The following is a 24,515-nucleotide window of genomic DNA, read 5'->3' on the forward strand; positions in this document are numbered from 1 at the left end:
CCCTCCGATCCGGAAACCTGCCTCTGCTAGTTCGTCGAACCGGCGGCCACCGGATCGACACGCGCCGCCAGGTTCTTCAGCGCCCACGCGCAGCCGAGCCCCAGGGCCGTCAGCACGAGCCACGGCAGCCACGGCACGCCGGCCCGTGCGGCGGCGTCGAAGCCGACGCCGGTGAGCAGGTTGCCGAGCAGGATCCCGACGCCCACGACCGTGTTGTAGAAGCCGTAGTGCGTGGCCACGAGCCGGTCGCCCGACAACGAGACGATCTTGTCCATCTCGAACGGGAACACCACCATCGTCCCCAGCGCGAGCACCGCGGCGCACAGCACCAGACCGGCCCACCCGCCGAGGACGGCGGGCAGGAAGGCGAGGCCCAGCACCGCCATCCCCGCCGCCAGCGACCGGTCAGGCCCGAGCCGGGCGCGCGCCCACGCCGTCACCCGCAGCTGGCCCACGACCGCCAGCACGCCCGACACGGCGAACAGCACGGCCGTCAGCACCGCCGACCCGGACGCCAGCGGCAGCGCCAGGTAGACCTGGAACGACAGCACGTACGACCCCGTCATCGCGAGCGCGAACAGCACGAACCGCCGGTTCGAGAGGACCAGCCGCCAGTCCGCCAGCACCGAGTCCCCGGACGGCGACCCGGCCCGCGCGGGCAGCGACCGCCACTGCAGGACCGTCAGCACCAGGAACACGAAGGCCGCCACCAGGCACGTCAGCCGGAAGTCGACGGCCGTCAGCGCCAGCCCGACGAGCGGTCCGACCAGGATCCCGGTCTGGTAGAAGACGTTGAACAGCGCGAACGCCTCCACGCGCCGTGGCCCGGCGTCAGCGGCCACGTAGGCGCGCACGGCGGGGTTGAACAACGCCCCGGCGAACCCCGTGGCGGCCGAGGCGATCACGAGCGCCGGCACGCCGTCCACGAGACCGAGCAACGCGAACCCGCCGGTCCGCAACGCGCAGCCCGCCACGATCAACGGCTTGTACCCCAACCGATCCGCGAGCGTGCCGCCGATCAGGAACATGCCCTGCTGCGCGAAGTTCCGCACACCCAGGACGAGCCCGACGGCCCACCCGGCGAGCGCCAGCGTCACCGACAGGTGCGAGGCGAGGTACGGCATCAGCATGTAGAAGCCGACGTTGATGCTGAACTGGTTGAGCAGCAACAACTGCACGCTGCGGTCGAACGAGCGGAACCGGGTGATCACGCCGTCACCGCCAGCGGGTCCACGACGGACTCGCACCTCGTCCACGACAGCACCTCCCGCTCGTCCGGCGACGCCACCTCCAGCGGGTCGGACGCGGGCACCACGCCCAGCAACCCGTGGGCGGCGCAGTACTCGTCGTTGAACACCGTGTCGAAGTACCGCTGCGGCCCGTCCGGGAACACCGCGGCGATCCGCGTGCCGGGCGGGGACGTCCGCGCCACCCAGGAGGCCACCAGCGCCACCGCGCCGACGCTCCAGCCGCCGCTCGCGTAGTGCCGGGCGGCGAGCGTCCGGCACGCCCACACGGCCTCCGCCGGGTTCACCCAGTGCACCTGGTCGAACGCCGGGTAGTCGACGTTGCGCGGGTAGATGCTGGAGCCGAGCCCGCGCATGAGCCTCGGCCGGGCGGGCTGGCCGAAGATCGTCGACCCGATCGTGTCGACGCCGACCAGGCGCAACGACGGGAAGTGCGTGCGCAGCACGGAGGACACGCCCGCGCTGTGCCCGCCCGTGCCCACGGCGCACACGAGCACGTCCACGTGCCCCAGCTGGTCGGCGAGCTCGTGGGCGAGCGGGGCGTACCCGGCCACGTTGTCCGGGTTGTTGTACTGGTCGGGGCAGTACGCGCCGGGCAACGACTCCAGCAGCGCCGACACGCGTTCTCGCCGGGCCTCCTGCCAGCCGCCGGTCGGGTGTGGACGGTCGACGACGTCCACGGTCGCGCCGTACGCGCGGAGCATCCGCTGGATGATCGGCTCCAGGCCGGGATCGGTGACCAGGGTGACCGGGACGCCGTGCACGATCCCGGCGAGCGCGAGCCCGAGACCCAGGGTGCCGCTGGTCGACTCGACGACGTGACCACCCGGCAGGAGGTCACCGCGGTCGAGCGCGCGTCCGATCATGTGCAGGGCGGCGCGGTCCTTCATCCCGCCGCCGGGGTTGGCGCTCTCCAGCTTCGCCCAGAAGCCGGCGGGGGACGTGCGCGACAGCTCGTCGATCCAGAGCACGGGCGTGCTCGCGTGCAGCACGGGAACAGACATGGGGATTCCTCGGAAGTGTGGTGACAGGCCGGTGAAGGGGGCGGGGGCCGGCCTACGTCCGGGAGATTCCGAGGTCGAGCAGGAGTGTGCGCCCCGAGCTGACGTGCTCGGAGCGCGACGGACACGAGCGCGCTCTCGCGGCGGGACGCGCGACGGGCTCGCCGTCCGCGTCCGGTGTGCTGAAGGCGAACGCGCCGGCCTGCACCGCGGCCTGCGCGGGTGCGGCGGCCGCGGCGTGGTGCGTGTCGCCGTGGTGGCAGATCTCGCCGGAGATGCCGGGCGTGAACGCGCCGTGGTGCGTGGGTTCCGGCGGGCACGCGGGGTGCAGGACGAACACCGCGAGCAACAGGAGCGCGAGAACGACAGCATGGCGACGCCCTGTCGTCACTCGGTTCCGCACGGTGATCACCGTACCGCACTTTTCCGGTTCCGAAAGGGGCTTGATAGGTTAGGCAAGCCTAAATCAGGAGGTGGACAGGTGCGCAGGACAGTCGCCGCGGTTCTGCTGCTCGGCCTTGTGGCCGGGTGCGGTGGGAACGCTCCCGCGGAGCAGGGCACGGGAAGTGGCCAGTGGTCCTTCAAGGACGATCGGGGCAAGGAGGTCACCGCGGAGAAGCGACCGGAGCGCGTCGTCGCGCAGGTGTCCGCCGCGGGCGCCCTGAAGGACTACGGCGTCAACGTCGTCGGCACGTTCGGCCCGCTCAAGCGCGCCGACGGATCGACCGACCCGGAGGCCGGCAGCATCGACCCGAGCAAGGTCACCGACATCACCGGCCCCGGCTACGGCGAGATCGACTTCGAGAAGTTCGCCGCGCTGAACGCCGACCTGGTCGTCGCGGGCTACTACCCGGAGGTCACCGGGCTCTGGCACCTCACGGCCGAGTTCGAGGAGAAGGTCCTCAAGGTCGCCCCGACCGTCGGCATCGGCCAGTCCAAGATCCAGCTCCCGGACGGCGTCAAGCGCTTCAAGGAGCTCGCGAAGTCCCTCGGCGCGGACGTCGAGTCGGCGCAGGTCAAGGCTGATGAAGCGGCGTTCACGAAGGCCGCGGACCGGCTCAGGGCCGTCGGGAAGAAGATGACGGACGCGGGCCAGAAGATCCAGGTCGTGGCCGGCGACCCGAAGCTCTTCTACGTGGCCGTCCCGGCCCGCAACCCGGATCTCGACTGGTACGCCAAGGAGCTCGGCCTGCCGCTGCTCACGCCGGACAAGCCCGACGCCGAGGGCGGTGGCTACTTCCAGTCGCTGTCGTGGGAGAACTCCGGCACGTACAAGGAGCACGTGCTGATGTGGGACACCCGCGCGCACGTGCTCGACCCGGAGAAGATGAAGGAGGGGCACCCGGTCTTCGCGGGGCTGCCCTCCGTGCAGGCAGGCCGGTTCGTCGAGTGGAACGCGGTGGCCCCGCTGAGCTACGCCTCCTACTCCAAGATCATGGAAAAACTGGCTGACCAGTTGGAGCAGGTGTTGGCAAAGTAGCCGTGTGCTGACGCTTCTGAAGGAAAACGGCCCGTTGCGCGTGCTCAGCACCGCACGGGTCGTTTCTGTTGTGGGGGACGCGCTCAGCCTCGTCACGTTGATGGTGCATGTGCAGTCCGTGCTGGGGAAAGCGATCGCGGTGGCGGCGCTGCTGCTCGTGGGCGACTTCGCGCCGTCGTTGCTCAGCCCGCTCACCGGTGTGATCAGCGACAGGTTCGACCGGCGGACCGTGATGATCGTCTGCGAGGTCGCGCAGTGCGTGCTGCTCGCGGTCATCGCGCTGACACTGCCGCCGTTGCCGCTCCTGCTCGCGCTGGTGGGCGTGCGGGCGGTGCTCGGGCAGGTCTTCGTCCCGGCGTCGCGGGCCGCCGTGCCGAGCCTCGTCGCGGAGAAGGACCTGGCGCAGGCGAACACCGCGCTGGGACTGGGGTCCAACAGCGCCGACGTCATCGGGCCGTTCCTCGCCGCCCTGCTGTTGCCGTTCCTCGGCACTCGGGGCGTGCTGCTCGTGGACGCGCTGTCGTTCGGCCTGTCGGCGTTGTTGTTGCTGCGCCTGCCGAAGCTCGTCGTGCCGGGGGAGACGCGGGAGGCGGTGTTCACCGACGTGAAGGCCGGCGTGAGCGAAATCTGGCGCAACAGGCCGCTGCGGATCGTGTTCGCCGGGTTCTGCGGTGTCGTCGCCTGCACCGCCATCGACGACGTCGCCGTGCTGCAGCTGACGATGGGGGTGTTCGGCGAGTCGGAGAGCGTGGCCGGGTTCGTCCTCGGCGCGGTCGGCATCGGCCTGCTGGCGGGCTACGCCTTGCTGGTCAGGGGATCCGCGCGGTGGAGCATGGTCGCGCTGCTCGTCACGGGGTTCGTGATCAGCAGCGCGGGCAACCTGTTCACCGGCCTGGCGTGGGGCGTGGCGTCGGCGTTCGCGCTGCAGGCCGTGCGGGGACTGGGCATCGCGGCCATGGACGTCGCGCACAGCACGCTCGTCCAGCGGCTCGTGCCCGCCGACCGGACGGGCCGGGTGTTCGGCAACTTCTACGGCGGGATCGGTGTGGCGGCGGCGGTGTCGTACGTCGCCGGCGGTCTGCTGATCGACGTGCTGGGGCCGCGGACGATCCTGGTGGCCGCGGGTGTGGCCGGGGTCCTGGTGGCGTTGTGGGCGGCCGCCGCGTCCCGTGCGCGAGGTGTCGAGTGGGGGACAGCCCCTTCGAGGTAGGGCGCCGCGCCGACCTGGACGATCTCGTCGGTGCGGCTCGGTACGCTCGTTTCCATGGAGCCCTACGAGCACGGCCTGCTCGACGTCGGTGACGGCAACCGCGTCTACTGGGAGGTCGTCGGCAACCCCGCCGGCAAGCCGGCCGTGTTCCTGCACGGCGGTCCCGGCAGCCCGGCGAAGGGCGCGCGGAAGTCGCTCGACGCGGAGAAGTTCCGCATCGTGATCTTCCACCAGCGCGGCTGCGGCCTGAGCACCCCGCACGCGAGCGACCCGGCCGCGGACATGTCCGTCAACACCACCGACCACCTGATCGCCGACGTGGAGCAGCTCCGCGAGCACCTCGGCATCGAGAAGTGGTTGCTGTACGGCGGTTCCTGGGGCACCACCCTCGCCGTCGCCTACGCACAGCGGCATCCCGAGCGCGTCTCGGAGATGATCCTGATCGCGGTGACGCTGTCGTCGCCGCGCGAGGTGGACTGGCTCTACCGCGGCGTGTCCCGGTTCTTCCCGGAGTCGTGGGCCCGGTTCAGCGCGCACGCGGGCGACGCACCGGACGTCGTGCGCGCCTACGCGAACCTGATGGAGGACCCGGACCCGGCCGTCCGGGAGCAGGCGGCGCTCGAGTGGTGCCGCTGGGAGGACACGGTGCTGTCGCTGGAGAACTTCGGCAAGCCCGCCGTGTTCGCGGACCGCGCCTCCGCCGACTTGATCGCGTTGGTGCGGATCATCGCGCACTACTACGCGAACCACGGCTTCGTGGACGACCTGCTGGGCGGCGCGGCAAAACTCGTCGGCATCCCGGCCGCCCTGATCCACGGCCGCCGCGACCTGAGCTGCCCGGCGGACACGGCGTACGCGCTGGCGCAGGCGTGGCCGGACGCCGAGCTGACCCTCGTGGACGACAGTGGCCACAAGGGCAGCCCCGCCTTCACCGAGGCGATCGCGACCGCGGTCAGGAGGTTTTCCCCGTGACACAACGGAAACCGGCGGGAATGGGGTTCGAGTCGTGGATCGACAGGCAGATCCGCGAGGCCCAGGAACGAGGTGAGTTCGACGACCTGCCGGGCGCCGGCACACCGCTGCCCGGCGCGGGCGAGCCGCTCGACGAGGACTGGTGGATCAAGAGGAAGGTCAGGGAGGAAGAGGGCACGACAGGGTTGCCCCCTTCCCTGGTGCTGCGCAAGCAGGCCGAGACCGCCAGGGCGAAGGCCCTGGCGGCCACGACCGACGAGGAAGCGCGCGCGATCGTCGTCGAGATCAACGCGAAGATCCTCGACGCGCTGCGGAAACCGTTGTCCGGCCCGCCGTTGAACCTCATGCCGTTCGACGTCGACGAGTTGCTGCGTGAGAGGAAGGGGACCTCACGCGGCCGGTGATCAGCTCGCGTTGATGTCGATGCAGGAGTAGAACGCGTTGGCGGTGTCGCCGATGTTCCACACGGCCAGGACCTTGTGCTTGCCGGCCGAGCCCACGTTCACGCTGTGCTGCACGGTGGCCGGCGGCTGCTGGTTGTTGCCGCTGAACGTGGCGACCTTGCGGCCGTCGACGTAGTAGACGTAGTCCGCGGTGCGGTGCCGGGCGGTGAACACCCAGTTGAACGTCACCGTGCGGCCGGTGTTGGTGACCCGCCAGCCCTTGCTGTCGTTGCTCAGCACGGAGAACTGCGACAGGTTGGCGTGGCAGCTCTGCAGGCCCTTCGGGCCCTCGACCGACTGCGGCTCCCACTGGATCGCGCCGCAGTCCTTCACGGTGCCGTTGGCGCACTGCGCCTGCCGGCTGGGCGGCGAGGAGATGTACCCGTGTGCGAACGCCGTTCCGGTCGGGAGAGCCACGACGATCACCGGTGCAGCGAGAACGCCGGCCATGGCGGCCGCGATCCTGCGTCCAATCTTCATGTGAGTTCCTTTGCCTTGATGTGTGCGTACTCCCGTTACATCGCGGCGGCGATTGAAGGTCTAGACCATACCGCGCGTAATCGGGGCGCCACAAGACGTGTCGGATAGATCGGACAGGTAAGCGGTCTGCGGACAGCTTCGTACAGCCCCGAAGCTTCGGCGGTTGTGCGCGAAGTCGTTGGGTTGTGTGGGTTTTGGGCGCGTTGGGTTGTGGGGCCGGGGCGGTGGGGATGGGCCGGGACGGGGGCCGGGAAGTTCGGTGGGGTGTGAGCGGAGGGTGAGCGGCTCGGCAGGAGGGGCGGGGAGGGGAGGGCTGGCGTTGGAGCCGAGGGGGAGGTGGGTGCGTTGCCGCTGATGCCCGGTGTGTGGCGGGGCTGCGGCTTAAGCGAGCGCCTTCGCAGTTCGCGCCCGCGCCCCGCGCCTCACGCCCCGCGCCTCACGCCCCGCGCCCCGCGCCTCATGGCACGCGCGCCGCGCCTCGGGCCTCACGCCCCCGCACGCCAGCGCTTCGCACGGCACGCCAGCGCCACGCGCGCCGCGCCTCACACCACGCGCGCCGCGCCTCACACCACGCGCGCCGCGCCCTGCGCCCCAGGACCAGCGCCCCTAAACCGCCGCGGCCTCGTCCTCCACCGACGTCCCCGACGCCCCCGACTTCTCGCTCTTCTCCGCTTTCTCAGCCTTCTCGGCCGCCTTCGCGAGCCGCCGCTTCACCACGAACACCCCGGCGATCCCGAACACCACGGCGATCGCCAGCCCCGCGTACGAGAAGCCCTTCAACCACTTCTCCGCCACCACACCGAGGTAGTACACGGCCGCCGTGGTGCCGCCCGCCCACACGACACCGCCCAAAGCGTTCGCCACGAGGAACTTGCCGTAGTTCATGTGCAACGAGCCCGCGAGCGGGCCGGCGAGAATGCGCAGCAGTGCCACGAACCGGCCGAAGAAGACGGCCCAGGCACCGCGTTTCTGGAACACGCGGCGGGCGTGGTCGAGCTGTGTTTCGCCGAAGTGCTTGGGGAATTTGCGGCCCATCCACGCGAACAGCCTCGGGCCGCCCCTGCGGCCGATGAGGTAGCCGAAGTTGTCGCCGATGATGGCGCCCCCGGTCGCCCAGACGCCGATCCACAGCGGGCTCAGGTCGTCGTGCTGCGATGCCAGCAGGGATGCCGTGACCAGCACGATCTCGCCCGGTAGCGGGATGCCGAGCGACTCGAAGCCGATCACCAGGCCCACGATCGCGTAGACGAGCAGGGGTGGGATGGCTTCGAGCCACTGTTCGATCGGCACGTCGCAACTCTAGCCTCAGCGGCGTGAACGAGCTCGCGCTCGCGGTCGTCGCGGGAATGGTGGCCACGGTCAACCCGTGCGGATTCGCGATGCTGCCCGCCTATGTGGCGTTGGTGGCGCGGGACAGTCCAATAAGAGCATTTATGTCCGGTTTGGTGATGACGGCCGGATTCGTCACCTTCTTCGGCGCGTTCGGAGTTCTGGTGTCGCCCGTGGCCGCCACGCTCAAGCGCTACCTGCCGTTCGTGACGGTCGTGATCGGGCTCGTGATGGTCGTCGTCGGCGTGCTCCTGCTGCTGGGGAAGGACCTCTACGTCCGGTTGCCGAAGTTGCGGGCGGCGCCGAAGAGTTTGTGGTCCATGTACGGGTACGGCGTCGCGTTCGCCATCGCCTCTCTCTCGTGCGCGATCGGGCCGTTTCTCGCCGTGGTGGGGGCATCACTGCAGACGGGTGTGATGGCGTTTCTGGCCTATGCGCTCGGGATGGGGCTGGTCGTGACCGTGGTGGCGGTCGCGGGTTCGGCGGTCGCGCCACACATCAGGAAGGTGCTCCCGCACGTCGGTCGCATCGGTGGTGTCGTGCTCGTGGCCGTGGGTGCGTACGTGACGTACTACGGCGTCTACGAGCTGCGGTTGTTCCTCGCGGGTGGCAGTCCGGCTGATCCGGTCGTCCAGGCGATCGGGCGGTTCCAGAACGCGCTGGTGCAGGTCGTCGGCGCGCTGGGGCCGTGGCCGTTCCTCGGGGTGCTCGGCGTGACAGGGCTGTGGTGGCTGAACCGGAGGAGGCGCAAGGCCGTACGCCCTGGCAGGAGGTGAGGGCACATGCGCGTCCTCGGACTGCTGCTGGGGATCCTGCTGCTCGCCGGTTGCGCGGAGAAGGCGCCGGCGCCGGAGAAGTTCCAGTTCACCGCGACGACGCTCGACGGCGCCGAGTTCCGCGGGGACGAGCTCGTCGGGCAGCCCGCCGTGCTCTGGTTCTGGACGCCGTGGTGCCCGTCGTGCAACGCCGAGGCCGAGACGGTCGCGGAGGTCGCGAAGAAGCACTCGGAGGTGCAGTTCGTCGGTGTCGCGGCGGAGGACCAGCTCGACGCGATGAAGAAGTTCGTGAGCGACCACCAGATGACCGGGTTCCCGCACCTGGCGGACCTCGACGGGGCGGTGTGGAAGCGGTTCGGCGTCACCGCGCAGCCGACGTTCGCGTTCGTGCGCGCCGACGGCTCGGTCGAGCTGCTCACCGGCGCGCCCACCGAGGAGCAGCTCGACGGGCGCGTGTCCTCGCTGGTGTCGAAGGCGTGAGCTCGGCGAAAAGTCCTTCGAGGTAGGGACCAAGGCCTGGTTCGGCGACGCGGTCGCGACCGTACCTTCGAGGAGGCCGCGTGGCGCTGCCGCGTGGCCTTGAGGAGGCAACCCCGATGGACTACATCCAGGTCTCGCTCGCGGAGGCCATCCCCGAGCAGGCCAGGGACTACGCGTCCGCGCGGATCGGGTCGCTCGACCGGTACGCGCCGGACCGGGTCGACTTCGCGTGGGTCAACCTGACCGCGGACAAGACCGTGATCCACGCGCACGCCCGGCTCGACCTCAAGTGGGTCGAGGTGCAGGCGTACGCGGAGGGCCACACCGTCACCGAGGTGATCGACCTGGTGCGGGAACGCATGCGGCGGCAGCTCGTCTCGATGCGGGACGTGCTGGTGCACAACTGACCTCGGAGAACCGTCCCCGCCTCTCGCCGGCGGACGAGGGGTGGGTTCTCCGCGCCCCGAGCCCGCCGGACCGGGCGAACAGGAATCTTCAGAAACCGAACAGCACCGCAAGGAACCGAACGGGTTTGCGGTCCGACCTCTGAAGCATGGAACGTCGAACCTTCATGCGCGCCTCCGCGTTGTCCGTGGGAATCACCGCGACCGGTTCCGCCCTCGCCTCGGCCTCGTCCCCGCTGCGGGTCCAGGTCCTGATGTTCGACGGCGTCGAGGAGCAGGACTTCGTCGCCCCCGTCGAGGTGTTCGGCCTCGCGGGCAAGCTCAGCAACGGCGCCATCCGCACCACCATGGTGTCGATGGACCGCCCTCGCACCGTCACCTGCACCTACGGCACCAAGGTCGACGTGCCGACGGGGTGGTCGCCCCGGGACGCGGACGTGCTCGTGGTGCCCGGCGGCGGGTACGCCAACACGAACGGCCCCGGCGTGCACCCGGTGATCCGCGACCAGGCGTTCCTGCGCCGGCTGGCCGGGGCGGAGGTGCTCAAGGCCGGCATCTGCACGGGCACGATGATCCTGTCCACCGCCGGCGTCACCCGCGGCCGCAACGCGATCACGCACCACGCCGCCCAGGCCGATCTCGCCGCCCAGGGCACGACCGTGGTCAAGGCCCGCGTGGTCGACGACGGAGACCTGGTCACCGGCGGCGGCGTCACCTCGGGACTGGACGTGGCGCTGTGGCTGGTGGAGCGGTTCGCCGGCGCTCAGGTGGCGCAGCGGGCGGAGACGGTGCTGGAGTACGAACGCCGCGGCACGGTCTGGCGGCGCTAGGAACTCGATTCGCCGCGGTTGTCGAAACGGGCGGCCCGCGTTCGTACAAGGGGTGAGAGGAGATCACGATGACGCAGAAGTACCTGCTCAGCATCTACCAGCCCGACGGCGACGCGCCGCCGCCCGAGGTCCTCGGGCCGATCATGGCGAACCTGGAAGCGCTGAACGAGGAGATGCGGGCGAAAGGCGCGTGGGTGTTCGCCGTCGGCCTGCACCCGCCGTCGACCGCGACCGTCCTCGAGGCCAAGGGCGACGACGTGCTGATGACCGACGGGCCCTTCACCGAGGGCAAGGAGCACATCGGCGGCTTCACGGTCATCCAGGCGGAGGACCTCGACGAGGCGCTCGAGTGGGGTCGCCGGCTCGCGGGCGTGCTCAGCCCGTTGCCGATCGAGGTCAGGCCGATCGCGGGCTGATGGTCGAGGAGGTCTTCCGGGCCGAGTACGGCCGTGCGGTGTCCGTCCTGACCCGTCTCCTCGGCGACATCGACCTCGCCGAGGAGGCGGTGCAGGACGCCTTCGCCACGGCCGTGCGGCGGTGGCCCGCCGAGGGCGTCCCGCCGTCGCCCGCGGGCTGGATCATCACGACCGCCCGCAACCGCGCGGTCGACAGGCTGCGCCGCGAGGCCAAGGGCCACGAGAAGCACGCGCAGGCCGAACTGCTGCGCCACGAACCGGAAGCGCGGGAGGTGGGGGACGTGGCCGATGACCGGCTGCGGCTGATCTTCACCTGCTGCCACCCGTCGCTCGGGACGCAGGCGCGGGTCGCGCTGACGCTGAAACTGCTCGGCGGCCTGACCACGGCGGAGATCGCCAGGGCGTTCCTGGTGCCGGAACCCACGATGGCGCAACGGATCGTGCGCGCCAAGGGCAAGATCCGCGCGGCCCGCATCCCGTACCGGGTGCCGCGCGACGCCGATCTCCCCGACCGCCTGAAGGCCGTGCTCGCCGTCGTCTACCTGATCTTCAACGAGGGCTGGCTCGACAGGGCCGACCTCGCGGACGAGGCGATCCGGCTCGGCCGGGTGCTCGCGGAGCTCATGCCGGACGAGCCCGAGGTGTGGGGCCTGCTCGCGTTGATGCTGCTCGTCGCGTCACGCCGGGACGCACGCCTGCGCGACGGTGAGATCGTCCTGCTCCAAGACCAGGACAGGGCGTTGTGGAACGCGGAGTTCGTGGCGGAGGGGCAGGAGCTGGTGCGCCGCTGCCTGCGCTGGAACCGGCCCGGTCCCTACCAGCTCCAGGCCGCGATCAACGCCGTGCACAGCGACCCGCCCACGGACTGGCACCAGGTCGTCGCGCTCTACGACCAGCTGGTGGCCATGACGCCGAGCCCGGTCGTGGCGCTGCACCGCGCAGTCGCGCTGGCCGAGACCGAGGGGCCGCGAGCGGCGTTGCGGGAGGTCGACGCGCTCGACCTCGACCGCTACCACCTGTTCCACGCCGTCCGGGCGGACCTGCTGCACCGGCTCGGCGAGGACCCGGCGGCAGCGCTGCAGGCCGCGCTCGACCGGGCCGAACACCCGGCGGAGCGCGACCTCCTGCGGGAACGGCTAGAGCGTCTCGGCGGGCTTGCGGCGGCGGACCAGCAGGATCACGCCGACGACCACCACGAGCGCGACCAGCAGCCACACCCAGATCGGCACGCCACCTGCCTCCTCGGCCGCGGCAGCCGGGGGAGCGGTCGACGTCGCCGCGCTCGTCGTGGTCGTCGTCGGGGCGGCGGCCGAGGAGGAGGTCTGCGCCGCGACGGTCATCGTGAACGTGAACTTGCCCGTGACGGTGTCGCCGTCGGCGGACTTGGCCGCCCAGTCGACGGTGTGCACACCCGACTTCGCCGCGGACGCGTCGATCGTCGCCGTGATCGTGGAGTCGACGGCGTTCGCCTGGGTGACGGGCACCTTGGTGCCGTCCGCTCCCGTGATGGTGATCGCGTCACCGTCCGGCAGGCTGATCGACTCGCTGAACACCAGCTCGACGGTCTTGGGCGGGGCGTCCAGGGTCGCGCCGGAGGCCGGGTTGCTGCTCTTGAGCTCGGCGTGGGCCTGTGCGGGGACGACGAAGGCCGTCGCGGTCAGCAGGGCCAGCACGAGCGCGCTGAAGTAACGCGTCACGTGCGCAGCGTAGTGGCTGTGTCGATCAGTTCGGCAGACTCGTTTCGGACCGGACCAGCGCGGGGACGACCGCCAGACCCGTCGCGACCAGCGCGGCCGCGCCGGCGAGGAGCACCGGCGCGAGCGGCTCCACTTCGTAGAGCACCGCGCTCAGCACCGGTCCGCCGAGGAACGCCAGCCCGCTCACCGCCGTGACCAGTCCGGCCACCAGACCCTGGCGCCGCGCCCCCACCCCGAGCGAGGCCGCCGCGCCGAACCCGGTGACCGCGAGGCCGACGCCCAGCGACACCACCAGGAACGCCAACGCCATGAGGGCGGTCGACGGTGCGAACGCCAGGAGGGCGTACCCGGCCAGCGCGAGCGGCCCGCCGACCAGCAGCAGCCGGGCGGGGGACCACTTCAGCAACGGCACCAGCAGGCCCTGCGCCACGAGGAACCCGATGCCGGACGCGAACAGCAGGCTCTCGACGGAGCCGGACCCGACACGGGTGTCGAGCCGGTCGGCGGCCAGGTACACGACGACGGCCTGCACCACCGCGAGCGACAGGTGGAGGAAGAAGCCGGCACCGAACGCGGGCACCACCTCCGCCGGGCGGAACCGCACCGGCTCCTGCGACACGGCCGGAGGCTTCAGCGCGGTGAAGACGACGAACGCGGCCAGCAGTGCGAACACGGGCGCCACGTACAGCGGCAACGCCAGCGACGCGACGGTGAGCGCTCCACCGAGGACCGGCCCGAGCAGCACCGCGACTCCCTGGGCGGCCCCGACGAAGCCGACGGCCCTGGTGCGCCCGGTCTCCCCGCTGGTCGAGAGGCCCGCGACGGCGAGCGCCCCGACGAGCACCGAGGCGAGGCCCGCGGAGAACAGCACGCTGCGGAACACCAGCACGAACGCGAACGCCACGTCACCGGTCAGCGTCTCGCCGACGGCGGACGTCACCGCGACGGCGAAACCGGCCGACCCCACCACGCACAGGCCCAGGCCGACGAGCAGCACCGGACGCACGCCGACGGCGTCGACCAGCACTCCCCACACCGGGCTCGCCACCGCGATCGTCACGGAGGCGATGGACAGCACCAGTCCCAGCTGGGACGTGGTCAGGGAGAGCACGCTGACGACGGGAGCGCTCAGGGCGCTCAGCACCTGGTGCGCCGAGTAGACGACCAGCACGGCGGCCAGCACCGGCGGCAAGGATCTGGGCACGCGTTCCCCCTGGAGTTGCGGCGGAGCCGTGAGGGTAGATGATCTCGATGAACGAAAGGGTTGGTTTGGCGCTCGATGCAACGGGGTAACCCGCGCCCGAACTGATCAACTGACCGAGGAGCGGTTTGGCTCGCGACCAGGCAGCGAGGACGGGCGAGGCGGCGGACCTGCCACTGGGCAGGCAAAGGCCGTCACTCGCAGCCGTCCGTCGTTGGGTGCGGCTGGAGCTGATGGGCGAGGAAGCCGACGCGGTCGCTGACGTGCTGCTGGTGGTCAACGAACTGGTCAGCAACGCGTACCGGTACACGTCGGAACCGTCGTTCCTGCGCGTGGTCGTGGAACTCAAGAAGATCCGCGTCGAGATCGCGCACGACGCCCGTGCCCACCCGCCGTTGCGCAAGGTGTCCCGTCCCCAGCGCGGATACGGCCTGGTCCTGGTGGCCCGGCTGTCGGACCGGTGGGGTGTGGACAGGGCCCACGGCGGCACCGTGGTGTGGGCTGATCTGCCGAGGACGACGTGAGCGAAGTTCGCGAGGTTTCAACGTGCGCGCTCCGGGGTATGGAAGCTCCTGCTCCGTACGAACGGGGCGCGGGGAGATGCTGATGGGTATTGCAGGACGGTCCAGCGAACGAGTGGACCTCGTCCTACCGGAAGGTGTTCTGCCGCTCGCGGACGTGCGGGCGGAGGTGCGCCGCCTGCTGAGAGGACTGCACGAGAACGTCGTGGTCGACGTGATGGTCGTGGCGACGGAGCTAGTGAGCAACGCCTACCACCACGCCGCCCCGCGGCGCAGTGCGCGCATCCTCCGCCTGCCCGAACGCGAAGTGGTGCGGGTCGAGGTCGACGACGGGACGCCCGGCAGGTTCCCGCAGCTGGGGCGGATCGGGTTCCTCGGTCGCCGCCAGCGCGGATTGTTGCTGGTCAACGGCTTGGCGCAGGTGTGGGGGCACAACCGGTTCCCCGACTCGAAGACCGTGTGGGCGGACGTCTCGTCCGTCAGGTGAGGGTCTGGACGACGTAGGCGGCGGCTTCGGCGACGAGGGCCTCGTCGTACTCGGCGTCCGCGGACGCCTTGCTCGACATGATCGCGATCAGCAGCGGCTCGCCGGCAGGCGGCCACACGATCGCGATGTCGTTGACGGTGCCGTACGAGCCGGTGCCCGTCTTGCTCGCGACCCTGCTGCCCTCCGGCACCCCCGCCCGGACGCGTTTCGCCCCGGTGACCGACCGTTCCAGCAGGTCCACGAGGAAGTCCCGCTTCGGCGGCTCCAGGGCGTCGCCGAGCACGAGCCGCCGGTAGTCCGCGCCGAGTGAGCGCGGGGTGGCGGTGTCGCGCGGGTCGCCGGGAACGGCCGAGGTGAGGTCCGGCTCGATCCGGTCCACCCTCGTCTCGGTGTCTCCGAGTTCGCGCAGGTAGCCGGTGAGCGCGGCGGGGCCGCCGGCCTCGCGCAGCAGCAGGTTGCCCGCCGTGCCGTCGCTGTACCGGACGGCGGCGTCGCACAGGTCGCGCAGCCTCATGCCCGTCCGGACGTGCTGCCTGGTGATCGCCGAGCTCTTCATCAGCTCGGCCTCGGTGTAGGTGACGACGGTGTCCAGGTGCGCCATCGGGTTGCGGTGCAGCACCGCGGCCGCGGCCAGGCCCTTGAACGTCGAGCAGAACGCGAACCGCTGGTCGGCCCGGTGCTCGACCGTCCCCCCGCCGCCCGTCGCGAAGACGCCCAGCCGTGCGTCGAACTTCTTCTCGAGCTCGGCCAACGCGTCGTGCCGCACGGGCGCGGCGCTGGTGGTCGCCGGGCTGACCGGCCGCACGGGCTCGGTCACCTGCGGGGCGGCGCAGCCGGCGAGGGGGAGCAGGGCCAGGGTCTTCAGGACTGCGCGTCGATCGGCCACCCGTTCAGCCTATTAGGCTGGCCGGATGAAGGTTCTGTCCATCCAGTCCGTCGTCGCCCACGGCCACGTCGGGAACTCCGCGGCCGTCTTCCCGCTGCAACGCATCGGGGTCGAGGTCGTCCCGATCCCCACGGTGGCGTTCTCCAACCACACCGGGTACGGCGCCTGGCGCGGGCCGCTCCTCCCGCCGTCCGACGTCGCCGAGATCCTGCTCGGTGTCGAGGAGCGCGGGGTGTTCCCCCAGGTCGACGCCGTGCTGTCCGGCTACCAGGGCGGGGCGGGCATCGCCGACGTGATCATCGACGCGGTGCGCAGGGTGAAGGCCGCGAACCCGGCGGCGGTCTACGCGTGCGACCCGGTGATGGGCAACGCCAAGTCCGGCTGCTTCGTCGCCCCCGAGATCCCCGTGCTGCTGCGCGACAAGGTCGTGCCGGTCGCCGACATCATCACGCCGAACCAGTTCGAGCTCGGGTTCCTCACCGGCACCGAGCCGGCGAGCATCGAGTCCACGCTCGTGTCGGCCGACCTCGCGCGGGACATGGGCCCGTCGACCGTGCTGGTCACGAGCGTCGAGCGGCCGGACCGCGAGGAGGGCACGATCGAGATGCTCGTCGTGGCCGACGCCGGCGCCTGGGTCGTGAGCACCCCGCACCTGCCGTTCAAGGCGAACGGGTCCGGCGACGTCACGGCGGCGCTGTTCACCGCCCACTACGTGCAGTCCAAGGACGCGGCGGTGGCGCTGGAGCGCACGGCGTCGAGCGTCTTCGACCTGATCGACCTCACCTACCGCTCCGGTGAGCGCGAGCTGCGGCTCGTGCAGGCCCAGGAGTTCTACGCCTCGCCGCGGATGCAGTTCAAGGCCGAGCAGGTGCGCTGACGATGCCGTCAGGTCTGGCCGCGTGACCCGGCCAGACCTTGTGGCCGCCGTGATCGGGTGCCAGGTTGGAGGGTGACGTACCAGCTGGTGCTCTCGGTGGGGAGATCACGGATGCGGCGGACAACGGTGTTCGGGCTGCTGGCGGTGTGCGGGCTGCTGGCGGGATGTCTGGGACAGACGCAGGGCGGTGATCAGGCGCGCAACGCCGACGCCGAGGAGATCACGCTGACGATCGTCGCCAACTCGGCGGTCGGCGGGAAGAACGCGCGGGGCGCGAACTGGATCCAGAACTGGGTGATCCCGAAGTTCACCGAGCTGCAGAAGGCCAAAGGCGTCACCGCGACCATCAAGTTCGAGCAGAACGGCGCAGGTGACGAGGACTTCAAGACCAAGGTCGCGCTCGACCTGAAGACCGGTGGTGGCGGCGACGTCATCGAGATCGACGGCATCTGGCTCGGCGAGTTCGCGCAGGCCGCGCAGATCAAGCCGCTCGCCGACGTCGTCGGGAACACCGACTGGGACGGCTGGGACCAGATCCCGAAGGCCGTGCAGGGGCTCGGCGAGTTCGACGGCAAGCGCTACGGCGTGCCGATGGGCACCGACGGGCGCGTGCTGTTCTTCAACAAGAAGCTGTTCGCACAGGCCGGACTGCCCGCGGACTGGCAACCTCGCAGCTGGCAGGACGTCCTCGAGGCGGGCGCGAAGCTCAAGGCGCTGCCCGGCGTCACGCCGGTCCAGCTCAACGCGGGCAGCGCGATGGGCGAGGCCACGACCATGCAGGGCGTGCTGCCCGCGCTCGCCGGCACCGGCAGGCCGATCTTCGACAACGGGAAGTGGCAAGGGGATTCCGCGCAGCTGAAGGACGTTCTGGGGCTGTACCGGGAGGTCTACGGCGGCGGGCTCGGCGATCCCGTGCTGCAGCAGGAGGCCAAGGGCCGCGACCGGTCGTTCCAGCTGTTCAGCGAGAACAGGATCGGCATCCTGCTGGAGAGCGACTACTTCTGGCGTTCCGTGGTGGAACCGAGGAACGGTGTCGCGAAGATGGCCGACCGCGACGCCGCCGTGGGGTGGGCGCTGATCCCCGCGAAGCAGGCCGGGGCCGGGGTGGGCGGGCAGGACTTCGTCAGCATGTCGGGCGGCGGCGTGCGGGTGATCAACCCGAACACGCAGTACCCCAGGCAGGCCTGGGAGTTCCTGCAGTTCCTCAACTCCGCCGAGGCCGTCAAGGAGTCGCTGGCGGGCACGGCGCAGCTCACGCAACGGCAGGACGTCAACGACGAGGTGCTCAAGGGCGACCCGATGCTGACGTTCATCGCGGAGAAGGTCCTCCCGATCACCCGGTACCGGCCGGGACTCGCCGACTACCCCAAGGTCTCGGCGGCGTTGCAGCAGGCGACGGCGGACGTCGTGGCGGGCAGGAGTCCGGACGAGGTCGCCACGGCCTACCGCGCGGCGCTGGTGAAGGCCGTCGGCGAGGGCAACGTTGGATAGCTCCGGGCTGGGCGTCCGGCGCGCGATCGGGTTCGTCGCGCCCGCGCTCGTGCTCATCGGGGTGTTCCTGGTCTTCCCCGCGCTCTGGACGCTCTACATCGGCATCACGAACTACCAGCTCACCGGACCGGCGGCGGCTGATCCGCAGGTCGTCGGGCTGGACAACGTCGTGGAGGCCGTGCGCGACCCGTTGTTCACGAACTCGTTGTGGCTCACGGCGTTGTTCGTGCTCGGGTCGGCGGTGATCGGCCAGAACCTGTTCGGGTTCGGGCTGGCGTGGCTGCTGCGCACGGTGCGGCCCGGCCTGCGGCGGACCGTCGAGGGGCTCGTGCTGCTCTCGTGGATCCTGCCGGGCACGGTCGTGGCCTACCTGTGGTTCGCGGTGCTGAGCCGCGACACCGGCACGCTGGGCCTGCTGCTCGGGTCGCCGCAGACCGCGTGGCTGGTGCAGTACCCGATGACGAGCCTGATCGTCTTCAACGTCTGGCGCGGCACGGCGTTCTCGATGCTGCTCTACACCTCGGCGCTGGCCGCGGTGCCGCCGTCGCAGCTCGAGACCGCGCGGCTGATGGGCGCCTCGGGGTGGCAGACCGTGCGGGACGTGGTGTTCCCGCACATCCGCGGGCACGTCCTGACGAACACGCTGCTGATCAGCCTGTGGACGGCCAACGACTTCACGCCGTTCCTGCTGACCGCCGGCGGGCCGAACCACCGGTCCGAGGTGCTGCCGGTGCTGATCTACCGGCAGGCGTTGGAAGGCGGTCAGCTCGGGTACGCGTCCGCGATGTCGATGCTGTTGCTGGTGGGCAACCTCGTCATCGCCCTGGTGTATTTGCGGCTCCTGCGGAGGCGGTCGTGAGTCCTCTGTGGATCGTGCGGCGGATCGGCTTCTACGTGCTGGTCACGCTCGTGCTGGCGTTCTTCGCGGTGCCGATGCTGTGGCTCGCCTCCGCGCCGTTCGACTCGAAGCCCGGCCTGGGGTTGCGCTGGCCGGACTGGACCCTCCGCAACGTCGTGGCGACGTTCGACCACCCGTACGCCCTCACGTCGCTGGTGAACTCGTTGGTGCTGTGCGTGATCGCGACCGTGGTGACGACGGTGCTGGCCGCCCTGGCGGCGTACGCGTTGTCGCGGGTGCGGATTCCGGGGCGGGACCTGCTGCTGTACCTGCTGTTGCTGCTGTCGTCGGTCGTCACGGGCACGGCCGCGATGGTGCCGATCTTCGTGATGATGCTCCAGCTCGGGCTGATCAACTCGCAGTTCGGGACGGCGCTGGTGATCGCGGGCGGCATGTTGCCCGCGGCCATCTTCATCCTGAAGGACTTCGTGGACGCCGTGCCCCGGTCGTACGAGGAGTCGGCGCGGGTGTTCGGGGCCTCACCCCGTCAGGTGCTGAGCCACGTCGTGCTTCCGGTCGCGCGGCCTGGTGTCGCGACGATCTTCGTGTGGGCGTTCGTCAACGCCTGGGGCAACTTCCTGCTGCCGTTCCTGCTGCTGCGCGACGTCGGTCAGCAGCCCGCGGCGGTGCTGCTGCGCACCCTGTACGACGAGGGCGGCAGCGCCAACCTGACGGTGATCCCGGTGTTCTCGCTGCTGTACTCGATCCCGGTGGTCGTGCTGTACCTGTTCGTGAACAAGCGGTACGGGTTCCGATTCCACGGAGGCATCAAGAGCTGATGGCGGGCATCACTGTCGAGGGTCTGTCCACCGTGTACCCGAACGGCGTGCGGGCCGTGGACGAACTGGATCTCGAGATCGCCGACGGCGAGCTGTTCGCCCTGCTCGGCCCGTCCGGCTGCGGCAAGACCACGTTGCTGCGCACGATCGCGGGTCTGGAGGCCGCCACCGGCGGCGCGGTGCACATCGGTTCTCGCGAGGTGACGCGACTGCAGCCCGGTGACCGGCGGGTGGCGATGGTGTTCCAGGACTACGCGCTGTTCCCGCACATGACGGTGTCGGAGAACATCGCCTACCCGCTGCGGGTGCGGGGTGCCGCGAAGTCCGCGCAGCGGGAGACGGCCGCGCGCACCGCGGCCGGGCTGAGCCTGGGGGAGTTGCTCGACCGGCGGCCCGGCCAGCTCTCGGGCGGTCAGCAGCAACGGGCGGCGCTCGCCCGTGCGGTCGCGGCGTCGGCCGAGGTGCTGCTGCTCGACGAACCGCTGTCCAACCTGGACGCACGGCTTCGGCTGGAAGCCAGGACCTTCCTGAAGAAGCTGCAACGGGAGCTGGCGCTGACGACCGTGTTCGTCACGCACGACCAAGCCGAGGCGCTGGCGCTGGCCGACCGGATCGCGGTGATGGACTCGGGACGGATCCGGCAGCTCGGCACCCCGCGCGAGGTGTTCCAGCGGCCCGCGGACACGTTCGTCGCGAACTTCATCGGCTCCACGCCCATGAACCTGGTCCCGCGCGGCGCGGAGATCGTCGGCGTGCGGCCGGAGTACCTGACGCCCGCTGCCGAGGGGTTGTTCACCGGTTCGGTGTCCATTGTGGAGAACCTCGGCGTGACGTCACTGGTGACGCTCGACTGCGGTGACGACCAGATCGGCTACGTCGTGCCCGAGGACGACGAACCCGCCGTCGGCACCTCCGTGACGGTGGACGCCCCACCCGCACGCGTTCTGCGGTACGACAAGGAGTCCGGCCTACTCGTGAGGTGACGATGTTCCAGACCGACGGCTACGAGACGCACTCCGGCGTGCTGGCCCCGGCGAAGTTCGAGGCGCTGGCCGCGCACTTCGAAGCGAAGCTGGCGGCCCTGCCGGAGGGGCAGCGGCCCGAACACATGGACGTGCCGCACCTGACCGACCCGGCACTGTTCGAATGGCTGCTGGACCCCGGCGTGCTGGACCTGGTCGAGTCGCTGATCGGACCGGACATCGCGTTGTTCTCGTCGCACTTCATCTGCAAGCCCGCCGGCGACGGCAAACCCGTGCCCTGGCACCAGGACGCGCACTTCTGGCGCGACACCATCGCGCCTGCCTCGGACGCGATCACGGTGTGGCTCGCGATCGACCGGTCGACCGCCGAGAACGGCTGCCTGCGCGTCATCCCGGGCAGCCACGTCGCGGCCGTCGAGCACACCGGCACCGAGGACTCGTTCTTCAACCAGGAGACGGCGGTCGACGAGTCCCGTGCCGTCGACGTGGAATTGGAACGCGGGGCGTGCAGCGTGCACTCGGCCATGCTCGTGCACGGTTCACCGCCGAACCGCAGCACGCTGCGCCGCTGCGGTTACACCATGCGGTACATGCCGACGAGCGTCCGGTTCCTGAAGTCCGGCGACCACCGGATCTACCTCGCCCGCGGCCGCGACCACGCGGGCAACACCTACAGCCCCGCCGGCGTGTGACGCTCTGGAACTAATGGCTGCTAATCAAAAATCGATTCAGTCGTCTCTTGTGATCCTCCACCTTGACCGCTGTGAGGACCGGACATAGCGTACTGGAAAGCGCTTTCCGACCTCAGGGAGCCCGATGGACAAGGTTCGGACGGATCCGTGGCGCGGCCTGGTGGAGCGGTCGTGGCGCCCTGTCGCGCTGCTCGCCGCGTGCCTCGTGGTCTGGCACCTCATCACCGCGACCGGCCTGGTCGAGGCCTACCTCGTGCCGTCGCCGGCCAAGACCTTCGGCCTGCTCGCCGACAAGTGGTCCTACCTGTGGGGTCACACGTGGGTGACCACCTACGAGACGATCCTCGGCTTCGTGATCGCGGGCGTCCTCGGCGTGCTCGTGGCCGTGGCGATGGTCTACTCGCGGACGGTCGAGAGCACGGCCTACCCGATCCTGCTGTTCGCGCAGGTCATCCCGAAGATCGCCATCGCGCCGCTGTTCGTGGTGTGGCTCGGTTTCGGCTTCGAGCCGAAGGTGGTCGTGGCCGTGCTGATGGCGTTCTTCCCGGTCGTCATCTCCACGGTCACGGGCCTGAAGTCCGTCGACACCGAGATGCTCGAGCTCGCGGCGACGATGGGCGGCGGCCCGGTCAAGACGTTCGTGAAGATCCGCTTCCCGGCCGCGCTCCCGCACCTGTTCGCGGGCCTGAAGGTCGCGGTCACGCTCGCCGTCACCGGTGCCGTGGTCGGTGAGTTCGTCGGCTCTAACGAGGGCCTCGGCTACGTGATCCTGCAGGCCAACGGCAACATGGACACCCCGATGCTGTTCGCGGGCCTGATCGTCATCTCCGTCGTGGGCGTCCTGCTCTTCCTCCTGCTCGACCTCGCCGAAAAGCTGCTGCTGCCGTGGCACGCCAGCAGGCGCGGCGCCGCCGTCACCACCCTTCTCGCGAAAGGCTGACGATGAAGAAGCTGCTCGCTGGTCTCGTCCCCGCGTTGCTGGTGCTCGCCGCCTGCGGCGGGGGCGGCGGCACGACGTCCGGGTCCGGCGGTGAGGCCCGAGAGGTCACGCTGACCCTCAACTGGTACCCGTACGGCGAGCACGCGCCGTTCTACTACGGGGTCAAGCAGGGCATCTACTCCAAGCACGGCATCAACCTCAAGATCCAGGCAGGTCAGGGCTCCGGCAAGACCGTCACAGCGACCGGTGCCGGCCAGACGGACTTCGGCTGGGCGGACACGTCCGCCCTCGCCACGGCCGTCGAGCAGGGCGTGCCGGCCAAGAGCATCGGCGTGTTCCTGCAGACCACCCCGGCGTCGGTGCAGTTCTTCACCGACAAGAACATCACCAAGCCGTCCGACCTCAAGGGCAAGTCCGTCGCCACCACCGCGGGCGACGCGCTGACGAAGACGTTCCCGGCGTTCCTGAAGCAGAACGGCCTGCAGGAGTCCGACGTCTCGATCCAGAACATCGACCCGGCGGGCAAGATGGCCGCGGTCATCTCGAACCGCACCGACGTGCTCCTCGGCTTCGCGTCCGACCAGGGCCCGACCATCGCGGAGAAGGCCGGCAAGGGCGTCGGCTACCTCCGGTTCTCCGAGTTCGGCCTGAACTACTTCAGCAACGGCCTGCTCACCTCGAAGTCCATGCTGCAGAAGAACCCCGAGCTCGTGAAGAAGATGGTCGCGGCCACCCAGGAGGCCTGGGCGGAGGCCGAGAAGGCGCCGGAGGCCGCGGCCGAGTCGATGAAGGGCGCCGCCGAGCAGCTGCCGTCACCGACCGTCGTGCTGGAGCAGTTCAAGACGACGCTGACGCTGCTGCACACCGACGCCACCAAGGGCAAGGCGCCGGGCGTCAACTCCGTGGAGGACTGGAAGAAGACGATCGAGACCTTCCAGCAGACCGGCATCATCAAAGAGGCGTCCAAGCCTTCCGCGTACTGGGAAGAAAGCGTGGCACCACAGGGATGAGCGCAACCTTGGAAATGGCCGCCTCCGTGGCGATCGACGACGTCTCCGTGCGCTTCCGCTCGAAGCGCGCGGAGGTGACCGCGATCCAGCAGGTCTCGCTGGACGTCGCGCCGGGCGAGTTCGTGTCCATCGTCGGCCCCTCCGGCTGCGGCAAGTCGACGTTGCTGAAACTCGTCTCCGGCCTGCTGAAACCGTCCTCGGGCACGGTCACGTTGCTGGGCTCCGAGGTACGCGGCCCACGACACGACATCGGCTTCGTGTTCCAGCGAGCCGCGCTGCTGGAGTGGCGTTCCGCACGCCGGAACATCCTGCTGCAGGCGGAGATGCGCGGCATGAACAGCGCCGAGGCGGCGCGCCGGGCCGACGAGCTCATCGAGATGACGGGCCTGTCCGGCTTCGAGAACGCCCTGCCGCACGAGCTGTCCGGCGGCATGCAGCAACGCGTGGCCCTGTGCCGCGCCCTGCTGCACCAACCGCGCGTGCTGCTGATGGACGAGCCCTTCGGCGCGCTGGACGCGTTGACGCGCGAGCAGATGAACGTCGAGCTGCACCGGGTGTGGCGGGAGACCGGCACGACGGTGCTGCTGGTGACGCACTCGATCGCGGAGTCGGTGTACCTCGCCAACCGGGTCATCGTGCTGACGCAACGGCCCGCGGTGGTGCACGAGGTGATCGAGGTGGACCTGCCGGGGGTGCGGGACTACACCGCGACGATGGCCCGGCCGGAGTTCGCTTCGGCCACGGCGCGGATCCGGGATCTGTTGGGGGCGGCTACGGGGCAGGAGTGAGAGGGGTGGGGCGCCGCAGGCGGGTGGTGGAGAGGTGCGGCGGCGTCGCTGCCAGTCATGGCTGGGAGGGGGCGTCCCGCCTTGACACGCCGCCGTGCGGCGCGTGGCTGCCGTGACCCGCCGCCACCATCACCAAGCGGCGCAACGCGTCCGCGGCAGGCCTCGTACCCGTTTCCGCCCGCGCCCCCGCAAGACCG

The 24,515-nt window shown here is 70.2% G+C and carries 28 protein-coding genes and 1 pseudogene; 21 read left to right on the plus strand and 8 right to left on the minus strand.

Annotated features, from left to right (window positions below; genetic code table 11):
• Positions 1-26: 26 nt before the first annotated feature.
• From ND450_RS02310 to ND450_RS02320, 3 genes are read right to left on the minus strand one after another with little or no spacing between them, the layout of a single operon-like run.
• On the minus strand, positions 27-1,256 hold the full coding sequence (locus ND450_RS02310) for an MFS transporter (protein ID WP_253324502.1): 1,230 nt from the start codon (positions 1,254-1,256) through the stop codon (positions 27-29).
• Positions 1,208-2,251 carry a PLP-dependent cysteine synthase family protein gene (locus tag ND450_RS02315; protein ID WP_253324503.1) on the minus strand — a complete coding sequence of 348 codons (1,044 nt, stop codon included), beginning with the start codon at positions 2,249-2,251 and terminating at the stop codon, positions 1,208-1,210. Before ND450_RS02315 ends, ND450_RS02310 begins: the two co-directional genes overlap by 49 nt.
• A 52-nt stretch (positions 2,252-2,303) precedes the next feature.
• On the minus strand, positions 2,304-2,651 hold the full coding sequence (locus tag ND450_RS02320; RefSeq protein ID WP_253324504.1) for a hypothetical protein: 348 nt from the start codon (positions 2,649-2,651) through the stop codon (positions 2,304-2,306).
• Positions 2,652-2,729: 78 nt separating this feature from the next.
• Here ND450_RS02320 and ND450_RS02325 point away from each other — a divergent pair, with 78 nt between their 5' ends.
• From ND450_RS02325 to ND450_RS02340, 4 genes are read left to right on the plus strand one after another with little or no spacing between them, the layout of a single operon-like run.
• Entirely contained in the window at positions 2,730-3,728 is a 999-nt protein-coding gene (locus ND450_RS02325) for an ABC transporter substrate-binding protein (protein ID WP_253324505.1), read from the plus strand.
• A gap of 4 nt (positions 3,729-3,732) precedes the next feature.
• Positions 3,733-4,938 carry an MFS transporter gene (locus tag ND450_RS02330; RefSeq protein WP_253324506.1) on the plus strand — a complete coding sequence of 402 codons (1,206 nt, stop codon included), beginning with the start codon at positions 3,733-3,735 and terminating at the stop codon, positions 4,936-4,938.
• Between the two features lie 54 nt (positions 4,939-4,992).
• Positions 4,993-5,910: a prolyl aminopeptidase gene (gene pip / locus ND450_RS02335; RefSeq protein ID WP_253324507.1), complete on the plus strand. Its 918-nt coding sequence runs from the start codon at positions 4,993-4,995 to the stop codon at positions 5,908-5,910.
• Positions 5,907-6,314 (plus strand): DUF1992 domain-containing protein, encoded by a 408-nt coding sequence (locus ND450_RS02340; RefSeq protein ID WP_253324508.1) that lies wholly within the window; start codon positions 5,907-5,909, stop codon positions 6,312-6,314. The genes pip and ND450_RS02340 overlap by 4 nt, the downstream gene beginning before the upstream one ends.
• Here ND450_RS02340 and ND450_RS02345 read toward each other — a convergent pair whose 3' ends face one another.
• Together ND450_RS02345 and ND450_RS02350 are read right to left on the minus strand one after the other, a co-directional pair.
• Positions 6,315-6,833 carry a lytic polysaccharide monooxygenase auxiliary activity family 9 protein gene (locus ND450_RS02345; RefSeq protein ID WP_253324509.1) on the minus strand — a complete coding sequence of 173 codons (519 nt, stop codon included), beginning with the start codon at positions 6,831-6,833 and terminating at the stop codon, positions 6,315-6,317. It lies immediately after the preceding gene.
• Positions 6,834-7,439: 606 nt separating this feature from the next.
• Positions 7,440-8,123 carry a DedA family protein gene (locus ND450_RS02350; RefSeq protein ID WP_253324510.1) on the minus strand — a complete coding sequence of 228 codons (684 nt, stop codon included), beginning with the start codon at positions 8,121-8,123 and terminating at the stop codon, positions 7,440-7,442.
• 23 nt (positions 8,124-8,146) lie between these two features.
• Between ND450_RS02350 and ND450_RS02355 the strand changes: the two genes are divergently transcribed.
• The 6 genes and pseudogenes from ND450_RS02355 to ND450_RS02380 all read left to right on the plus strand — a co-directional run.
• Entirely contained in the window at positions 8,147-8,938 is a 792-nt protein-coding gene (locus ND450_RS02355; protein WP_253324511.1) for a cytochrome c biogenesis CcdA family protein, read from the plus strand.
• Between the two features lie 6 nt (positions 8,939-8,944).
• On the plus strand, positions 8,945-9,418 hold the full coding sequence (locus ND450_RS02360) for a redoxin domain-containing protein (RefSeq protein WP_253324512.1): 474 nt from the start codon (positions 8,945-8,947) through the stop codon (positions 9,416-9,418).
• 80 nt (positions 9,419-9,498) lie between these two features.
• The gene (locus tag ND450_RS02365) at positions 9,499-9,825 is read left to right on the plus strand and encodes an HPF/RaiA family ribosome-associated protein (protein ID WP_253324513.1); all 327 of its coding nucleotides are present in this window, start codon (positions 9,499-9,501) and stop codon (positions 9,823-9,825) included.
• 146 nt (positions 9,826-9,971) lie between these two features.
• Entirely contained in the window at positions 9,972-10,652 is a 681-nt protein-coding gene (locus ND450_RS02370) for a DJ-1/PfpI family protein (RefSeq protein ID WP_253324514.1), read from the plus strand.
• A 68-nt stretch (positions 10,653-10,720) separates the two neighbouring features.
• The gene (locus tag ND450_RS02375; protein WP_253324515.1) at positions 10,721-11,068 is read left to right on the plus strand and encodes a YciI family protein; all 348 of its coding nucleotides are present in this window, start codon (positions 10,721-10,723) and stop codon (positions 11,066-11,068) included.
• Positions 11,068-12,222: pseudogene (locus tag ND450_RS02380) on the plus strand (RNA polymerase sigma factor); the annotation flags it as partial. The gene ND450_RS02375 and the pseudogene ND450_RS02380, both read left to right, overlap by 1 nt.
• Here the strand turns inward: ND450_RS02380 and ND450_RS45950 are convergent.
• The gene (locus tag ND450_RS45950; protein WP_371927749.1) at positions 12,205-12,765 is read right to left on the minus strand and encodes a copper resistance protein CopC; all 561 of its coding nucleotides are present in this window, start codon (positions 12,763-12,765) and stop codon (positions 12,205-12,207) included. The pseudogene ND450_RS02380 and the gene ND450_RS45950 sit on opposite strands and share 18 nt — an antisense overlap.
• A 25-nt stretch (positions 12,766-12,790) precedes the next feature.
• Positions 12,791-13,969: an MFS transporter gene (locus ND450_RS02385; protein WP_253324516.1), complete on the minus strand. Its 1,179-nt coding sequence runs from the start codon at positions 13,967-13,969 to the stop codon at positions 12,791-12,793.
• A 125-nt stretch (positions 13,970-14,094) separates the two neighbouring features.
• Between ND450_RS02385 and ND450_RS02390 the strand changes: the two genes are divergently transcribed.
• Positions 14,095-14,490: an ATP-binding protein gene (locus ND450_RS02390; RefSeq protein ID WP_253324517.1), complete on the plus strand. Its 396-nt coding sequence runs from the start codon at positions 14,095-14,097 to the stop codon at positions 14,488-14,490.
• 82 nt (positions 14,491-14,572) lie between these two features.
• Positions 14,573-14,974, plus strand: a complete 402-nt coding sequence (locus ND450_RS02395; RefSeq protein WP_143091570.1) for an ATP-binding protein — start codon at positions 14,573-14,575, stop codon at positions 14,972-14,974.
• On the opposite strand, the gene bla is transcribed toward ND450_RS02395, so the two are convergent.
• Positions 14,967-15,860 (minus strand): class A beta-lactamase, encoded by an 894-nt coding sequence (bla, locus tag ND450_RS02400; RefSeq protein ID WP_253324518.1) that lies wholly within the window; start codon positions 15,858-15,860, stop codon positions 14,967-14,969. The two genes, ND450_RS02395 and bla, sit on opposite strands and share 8 nt — an antisense overlap.
• A 25-nt stretch (positions 15,861-15,885) precedes the next feature.
• On the opposite strand from bla, the gene pdxY reads away from it, so the two are divergent.
• From pdxY to ND450_RS02445, 9 genes are all read left to right on the plus strand, one after another.
• Positions 15,886-16,737, plus strand: coding sequence for a pyridoxal kinase PdxY (gene pdxY / locus ND450_RS02405; protein ID WP_253324519.1), 852 nt, complete (start codon positions 15,886-15,888; stop codon positions 16,735-16,737).
• A gap of 111 nt (positions 16,738-16,848) precedes the next feature.
• Positions 16,849-18,228, plus strand: coding sequence for an extracellular solute-binding protein (locus ND450_RS02410; RefSeq protein WP_253324520.1), 1,380 nt, complete (start codon positions 16,849-16,851; stop codon positions 18,226-18,228).
• Positions 18,221-19,087, plus strand: a complete 867-nt coding sequence (locus ND450_RS02415; RefSeq protein WP_253324521.1) for a carbohydrate ABC transporter permease — start codon at positions 18,221-18,223, stop codon at positions 19,085-19,087. Before ND450_RS02410 ends, ND450_RS02415 begins: the two co-directional genes overlap by 8 nt.
• Positions 19,084-19,905 (plus strand): carbohydrate ABC transporter permease, encoded by an 822-nt coding sequence (locus ND450_RS02420; protein ID WP_253324522.1) that lies wholly within the window; start codon positions 19,084-19,086, stop codon positions 19,903-19,905. Before ND450_RS02415 ends, ND450_RS02420 begins: the two co-directional genes overlap by 4 nt.
• Positions 19,905-20,888 carry an ABC transporter ATP-binding protein gene (locus tag ND450_RS02425; RefSeq protein ID WP_253324523.1) on the plus strand — a complete coding sequence of 328 codons (984 nt, stop codon included), beginning with the start codon at positions 19,905-19,907 and terminating at the stop codon, positions 20,886-20,888. The genes ND450_RS02420 and ND450_RS02425 overlap by 1 nt, the downstream gene beginning before the upstream one ends.
• Before the next feature lie 2 nt (positions 20,889-20,890).
• Positions 20,891-21,580 carry a phytanoyl-CoA dioxygenase family protein gene (locus ND450_RS02430; protein ID WP_253324524.1) on the plus strand — a complete coding sequence of 230 codons (690 nt, stop codon included), beginning with the start codon at positions 20,891-20,893 and terminating at the stop codon, positions 21,578-21,580.
• A gap of 124 nt (positions 21,581-21,704) precedes the next feature.
• A complete protein-coding gene (locus tag ND450_RS02435; RefSeq protein ID WP_253324525.1) occupies positions 21,705-22,520 on the plus strand; it encodes an ABC transporter permease in 816 nt (271 codons plus the stop codon).
• A gap of 2 nt (positions 22,521-22,522) precedes the next feature.
• Positions 22,523-23,530 carry an ABC transporter substrate-binding protein gene (locus ND450_RS02440; RefSeq protein WP_253324526.1) on the plus strand — a complete coding sequence of 336 codons (1,008 nt, stop codon included), beginning with the start codon at positions 22,523-22,525 and terminating at the stop codon, positions 23,528-23,530.
• Positions 23,527-24,318, plus strand: a complete 792-nt coding sequence (locus tag ND450_RS02445; RefSeq protein ID WP_089915844.1) for an ABC transporter ATP-binding protein — start codon at positions 23,527-23,529, stop codon at positions 24,316-24,318. The genes ND450_RS02440 and ND450_RS02445 overlap by 4 nt, the downstream gene beginning before the upstream one ends.
• Positions 24,319-24,515: the final 197 nt, after the last annotated feature.

This window comes from Lentzea sp. HUAS12 (assembly GCF_024125735.1).
GTDB classification, from domain to species: domain Bacteria; phylum Actinomycetota; class Actinomycetes; order Mycobacteriales; family Pseudonocardiaceae; genus Lentzea; species Lentzea albida.